The following is a 5853-nucleotide window of genomic DNA, read 5'->3' as shown; positions in this document are numbered from 1 at the left end:
CGACAACCACCCCGACCCACCCCCAAATTCCCACCACAAACACAGAACACCAGGACGCAACAACCCAGCTACAGCAGAACTACCGCTCCGTCACAACACGTCTGCGTCTGTCTTCGCGGGCGACGACGAGGAGCACGAGCGGCTCATTGAAGGATTCTGGGACGAGGTCTGTGATGGCCTTGAGGTTCATCCGGAGTTCGCGCGGCTCCTGCATATGCGTCCGCACCTGCCGCCAACACCGACTGCCGCACAACACGAGGCGTGGGTCGAGTTGACCGAATTGGTGCAGGACGAGGAGTTCCGCCTCGCTGTCCGCTCGTTCTTCCACGACGCGTTCACCGGCGCCCGGGCACACGAGGTCACGGCGCCCTCGATGCTGGAACGCATCGAACGCCTGCGGCAAGTGCAGTTGGACGCGATGGCGGCACAGCGCTCCGGTTTGTCGGCGGACAGCGCCACGGCTCGGGACATCGCCCGCCGGGTGGTGGAGTCGATGGCCGATGTCCTCGGGGAGGAGTACACGAGCGAGCTGCGGCGACGGCTCGCCACCGCAGCCCCGGGAGGGACGGTCTCAACCGCGGGGTTCGCGGGTCGGGCTGCCAGCGTGCTCGGCCGGTACCACGAGCTCGTCGCGACCATCAACGAGACGCCGCTGCTGGAGCCGTCCGATCTCGCGGCTCACCGGGCGTGGCTCGCCACCGCCGCTGCGGCGAGCACCGCCTGCGGCACCGAATAGCAGCAACTGATTGGACGCGGGCTGGCGGCGCCCAGGAGAGAAGCCGTGACGCGGCGCATGCTAGCCGGATCCCGCCGCAGCCGGTGGTCGCGGCGATGGTGTTGACGACGACCTCATGGCTGGTCAGCGGGCGTCCGCGCCAGTTGTGGGTGACGTGCGAGAACAGCCTGTGTTCTATTTTGCCCGCGCGCCCGACCGGATGGCAGCGCATCCTCGACCGTGCCCTCGACTCGATCTGGCTCGACCAGCGCAGCCCGTCGAACCACAGCTGAGGAACGCGCTGAGCCGAGGGCCGCGCGAGCGGTCCGGGGCTCATCCCCCGTTCATGGCGCTACATCGTCAGCTGCTGTGCAGGGCGGTGCGCAGGACGCCGACGGCCTGGTTGATGGCAGCGTCGGCGGCGAAGGTGTCCCGCAGGGCGTTGAGCATCACGAAGTCGTGGATGATGCCCTGGTAGCGGACCGCGGTGACGGGGACGCCGGCTTCGCGGAGCTTGTTGGCGTAGGCCTCGCCCTCGTCGCGCAGCACGTCGGCCTCGGCGGTGATGACCAGCGCCGGCGGCAGGCCCTGGAGCTGGTCGGTGGTGGCCCGCAGGGGCGAGGCGGTGATCTGGGCGCGCTCGGTCTCGTCGGTCGTGTACTGGTCCCAGAACCACTGCATGCCGTCCCGGCGCAGGAAATAGCCCTCGGCGAACTGGTGGTACGACGGGGTGTCGAAGCTCGCGTCGGTCACCGGGTAGAACAGGATCTGCGCGGCCAGCGGGACATCGCCGCGGTCCTTGGCCATCAAGGTGAGGGCTGCGGCCATGTTGCCGCCGACAGAGTCGCCGGCGACCGCGAGGCGGGTGGCGTCCAGCCCCTTGGTCGCGCCCTCGCGGACGATCCACTGGGCGACGGCGTAGTTCTGCTCGATGGCGACCGGGTAGCGGGCCTCGGGCGAGAGGTCGTACTCGGGGAAGACGACGGCGGCGTTGGCGCCGACGGCGAGTTCGCGCACGAGCCGGTCGTGGGTGTGGGCGTTGCCGAACACCCAGCCAGCGCCGTGGAGGTAGACGATCACGGGGAGGGGGCCGGTGCTGCCAGCGGGCTTGATGACGCGGGTTCGGACGGTGCCGGTGGGGCCGCCGGTGACGGTGATCCATTCCTCGTCGACGGCGGGCTTGGCGATCTCGCCGGACTGCACCTCGTCGACGGCCTTGCGGCCCTCGGCGGGGGCGAGGTCGAACAGGTACGGCGGGTTCGCGGTGGCCTCGGCGAAGGCCTGCGCGGCGGGTTCGAGGACGGGACGGGGGGCGGTGTTCTCGGTCATGACGATCATCCTTGGATTTGATGTGCTGCGGCAGGATGCCCGCAGAGCTTCGCAGGGTGTGGTTGCAGGGATGCCCCATCGGCGCGGATTCCGCGCTGGACGGGGTGGGCCTTCGCCCGTTGGGGCGAGGCGGAGGCCGATGCCGGGCCGGTCAGCCCCGGGCGACGGCGGCCTGCTCGATCAGGTTGGTCACGGCGCCGGAGTCGGTCAGGGCGACGGCGTGGGGGGCGTTGACCACGACGGTGTGGGAGTGGGCGCGCGGCCATGAACTTCTCGGCGGCCGGCGGAAGGTCCTGCGCTACTGGTCAGATCTCACCGAAGCCCAGATCGCCGACACCCTTGGAGTCTCCCGCGGCACGGTCAAATCAACCGCCAGCCGGGCCCTGGACGCTCTCGGCAGACAACTGGAGATCCCTCGATGACCGAGCACACCTCTCAGCCGCGCTCCCGTCCCTCCCGCCGTCGGCAGCCTGCGGAGGTCCGGCGACGAGCCACACCCAGATCCGCAACGAGGCGATCGAACAACGACTGCGCGACGCCCTGCAAGCCCGCGCCAACAGCGTTGACGTGACAGACCCGTCTTGCCGTGGCCTTACCCAGGGAGGGCGGGCTGGTGCGTAGGATGCGCGGCTGATGGATCACTGGGAGGGAACAGCTTGAGAACACGTATACGTGCGGCAGCAGTTGCAGCCGCCACGGCAATGGGGTTGTTGTCGATCAGCACGGGCACAGCGTCCGCGGCCCCGGCCGGGAAGCAGGTGGCCGCGACTCACCAGATCGGGACGTTGAAGGAGTGGGCCAGCGGCATCCCGAGTTCCTTCCACCGCGGCGGCACGATCAACGTCACCCTGTCCTACACGCAGAAGTCCCGGGACGTCCTGGCCCCGGCCGGCTTTGCGCTGTCCTTGTGGAACTTCTCCGCCCCGGGCTTCGAGCAGATGCGGGGGATCTCCGCCACGTGGTGGAATCCGGTACACCACCGCTGGGAGAAGGCCAGCTACTACGACTCGACCGGACTGATCGGTCTCAACCTGCCCGGCTACTCGCCCACGGTGAAGGTCGCCTCAGGCAAGGTCGGCCATGTCTACCTGCACGTCACCTTCAGCAAGACCGCCTACACGGGCACGTGGCACTTCGAGCCGATGGTGGGCGGGTACTGGCTGCTCACCCCGAAGGGCACCTACGACAGCAATTACCTCGGTGACAGCAGGAGTCAGTACACCTCGGTCCTGCGCCCGTGAGTGGGTGTGCTGGCTGACCGTCGTGCCCCGTACGCAGGTTCTGTGATCCCGGGCCGGCTGCTGGGGTAGCGTGTCGGGCGTGTTCGTGGCGTTCCCGTCGCGCCGCCTGTGGCGGGGCGCCACGCATGCGGTCAGCCGCGCCGGAGGCCGCACGCTGTCGTTGGTGACGCGATCATGATGGGTTCCCCGCATCGGCTGCCCGGTAGGACAGCCGGCCTCCCCGTTCCCGCTCCCGCATGGTTTCGATGCACCGGGATGTCCTGGACGCGCGGCCCACGGAGGTCGAGCACGTCCTGGCCTCCCTCGCCCGTTCGGCGGAGCGCCTCGACCCGTCTGCTCCGCTGCTGAACGCCGCCATGGTCCGCCTCCGGGTGCACAACCAGTGCGTGGCGAACGCCTCCCGGCCGGGCTGGGACCGGGCGGACGGCAGCCGAACGTCCGACGCACCGCGGTCGCCGCGGCCTCGAGCGGGCCGCAGCGACCGGTTCCCGGGCGGTTCCTCATACCTGGGGAACGCCTCCGGTGGCGGGGGTGCGGGTCGCGCGCAGGTGCTGGGCGAGCAGGGCGAGGACGCAGAGGGCGGCGACCGTCGCCGCGTAGGTGACGAACGTGTCCTGCAGGCCGGCGTGCGTGGCGGCGATGCCGGCGATCACGGCCGGGATGCTGAAGGCCAGGTAGGAGATGACGAAGGCGACGGAGAGCAGCTCGCTGCGTTCGGCGGGGCGGGCTATCCGGGCCAGGGTGCCGAAGCTGGCGAGGGCGGAGCCGCCGAAGCCGACGCCCGCGATCGCGGTTCCGAGGGCGGCCGCGGTCAGGGAGTGCTCCTCCACACCGGTCAGGGCGACGGCCGTGCCGACGAGGAGCAGGGTTGCGCTGACGGCGAGGGTCCGTCCGACGGGCCAGCCGCGCAGGGCGAGGGCGGTGAGGAAGGCGGGGCCGGTGAGCAGGGTGACCACGAGTCCGCCGACGACGTGACTGGAGAGACCGAACAGGCCGACGGCGACGGACGGGCCGAGCGAGAGGTAGAGGCCGCCGAGCGCCCAGCTCGCGATGAGGATCGGGACCAGGCTCAGCAGGTCGGCCCGCAGGTGGGGGGCGACCCGCAGGCGGGGCTGGAGCGAGCGGGCGGCGCCCGGGCGGCGCAGCGAGGTCTCGGGCAGGGCCGACAGGAGGGCGCCGGCCGCCACGAGGGCGAGGAGCAGCAGCACGTAGACGAGGCGGGTGGGGTGCGGCCCGTACTCGATGAGAAGCCCGCATCCGAGCGAGCCCAGTCCGAGTCCCAAGGTGGGCGCGGTGCCCGTGACCAGGCCGGCCCGGTGCGGGGCGTGCGCGGGGTTGAGGTCGGACAGTGCGGCGCCGAGCGTGGTCATCGCGGCCCCGGTGGCGATGCCCTGGATGAAGCGTGCCGTCAGCAGCAGGCCGACGTTGCCCGCGGTGAGGAACAGGACCATCGAGACCGCTTCGAGGGCGATCGCGGAGAGCAGGACCGGACGGCGGCCGAGGTGGTCGGAGAGGGCGCCGAGGACGAGCAGCGCCCCGATCATGCCGAGCACGTAGACGGCGAAGACCGTGGTGAGGGTGGTGGCGGAGAAGTGCCATTCGTGCTGGTAGACGACATAGAGCGGGGAGGGCGCGCTGGAGGCGGCCATGAACAGCACGAAGACGACCGCGAGGGAGGCGAAGGCGACGGGACGGCTCAGCCGTCGTCGCCTCTCCTCCGGTGGCGCCACCCGGTCGGTGGGCGGCAGGGAGGGCTGGAGCTGGGACGGGGCGGGACCGGACACGACGCGACTCCAAAAGCAGTGATCGATGCGTTTAAGACGCTACCACTAACGCAACGATCGGTGCGATAATTTCCCCATGGCTGACTCGTTGACCCAGGTACGTCCCGGCGGCCGCTCCGCGAAGGTGCGGGCGGCCGTCCATCGCGCCGTCGCAGAACTCCTCGCCGAGGAGGAAGCGGAGACACTGACCCTGCCCGCCGTGGCCGCGCGCGCCGGCGTGCACCCCACCACCCTGTACCGGCGCTGGGGGTCCACCGCCCAGCTACTCAACGACGTCGCCACCAGCCGCTTCACCGACGACCTGGTCGTCCCCGACTCCGGCTCCCTCGCCGGCGACCTCCAGCGCTGGCTCGCCGACGTGGCCACCGACGTCGCCGACCCGGACACGCTTGCCCTCATGCGGGCGACGATCGGCTCCGGCCCGGCAGGCGGCTGCGCCTGCGTCGAGGACCGCCACCGCCAGCTCGGCGCGATCATCCGGCGCGAACAGGACCGCGGGGGGACGGCACTCGACGTGGAGACCGCGGCGGACTTCCTCCTCGGCCCGCTCTACTATCGCGCCATTTTCACCCCCGAGCCCGCCTCCGCCGACTGGGCCCGCACACTGGTGTCCACCTGTCTGGCGACGCTCCGGACTGAGGCGTCCCCCGGAGTGTGGACACGGGGGTTCATCCCGCGAGGGTGAGTCCATGCTCTGCCCGATGCTGCTGTTCGAACTCGACGGGTGAGAGGTAGCCGAGGCTGCCGTGGCGCCCGCGGGCGTTGTAGTACGTCAGCCACTGGA

Annotated in this window: 5 protein-coding genes and 2 pseudogenes; 4 read left to right on the top strand and 3 right to left on the bottom strand. The window is 70.5% G+C overall.

The window, feature by feature from the left end:
• Window positions 1–736, top strand: a 736-nt coding sequence (locus ACZ4MF_RS48605) for a hypothetical protein (RefSeq protein ID WP_467500828.1), incomplete at its 5' end; no start/stop codon positions are given.
• 61 nt (window positions 737–797) lie between these two features.
• Here the strand turns inward: ACZ4MF_RS48605 and ACZ4MF_RS48600 are convergent.
• Both ACZ4MF_RS48600 and ACZ4MF_RS48595 read right to left on the bottom strand, forming a co-directional pair.
• Window positions 798–941, bottom strand: a pseudogene (locus tag ACZ4MF_RS48600) (ISAzo13-like element transposase-related protein); the annotation flags it as partial.
• 134 nt (window positions 942–1075) lie between these two features.
• On the bottom strand, window positions 1076–2044 hold the full coding sequence (locus ACZ4MF_RS48595) for an alpha/beta hydrolase (protein ID WP_467500826.1): 969 nt from the start codon (window positions 2042–2044) through the stop codon (window positions 1076–1078).
• A gap of 290 nt (window positions 2045–2334) precedes the next feature.
• Between ACZ4MF_RS48595 and ACZ4MF_RS48590 the strand changes: the two are divergent.
• Window positions 2335–2466 (top strand): annotated as a pseudogene (locus tag ACZ4MF_RS48590) (sigma factor-like helix-turn-helix DNA-binding protein); the annotation flags it as partial.
• 336 nt (window positions 2467–2802) lie between these two features.
• Window positions 2803–3285: a hypothetical protein gene (locus tag ACZ4MF_RS48585; protein ID WP_467500824.1), complete on the top strand. Its 483-nt coding sequence runs from the start codon at window positions 2803–2805 to the stop codon at window positions 3283–3285.
• A 500-nt stretch (window positions 3286–3785) separates the two neighbouring features.
• Here the strand turns inward: ACZ4MF_RS48585 and ACZ4MF_RS48580 are convergent, their stop codons facing one another.
• Window positions 3786–5069 (bottom strand): MFS transporter, encoded by a 1284-nt coding sequence (locus tag ACZ4MF_RS48580; RefSeq protein WP_467500822.1) that lies wholly within the window; start codon window positions 5067–5069, stop codon window positions 3786–3788.
• Between the two features lie 76 nt (window positions 5070–5145).
• On the opposite strand from ACZ4MF_RS48580, the gene ACZ4MF_RS48575 reads away from it, so the two are divergent.
• The gene (locus ACZ4MF_RS48575; protein WP_467500821.1) at window positions 5146–5754 is read left to right on the top strand and encodes a TetR-like C-terminal domain-containing protein; all 609 of its coding nucleotides are present in this window, start codon (window positions 5146–5148) and stop codon (window positions 5752–5754) included.
• The last annotated feature ends 99 nt before the right edge of the window (window positions 5755–5853 follow it).

The sequence above is a fragment of the Streptomyces sp. NPDC025793 genome (assembly GCF_055558375.1).
Note: the sequence above shows the minus strand (reverse complement) of the source record. Positions and strands in the feature narration are given on the sequence as shown.

Coding starts and splice junctions, on each gene's coding strand:
- ACZ4MF_RS48595 (WP_467500826.1), bottom strand. CDS start 2,044: ATGACCGAGAACACCGCCCCCCGTCCCGTCCTCGAACCCGCCGCGCAG.
- ACZ4MF_RS48575 (WP_467500821.1), top strand. CDS start 5,146: ATGGCTGACTCGTTGACCCAGGTACGTCCCGGCGGCCGCTCCGCGAAG.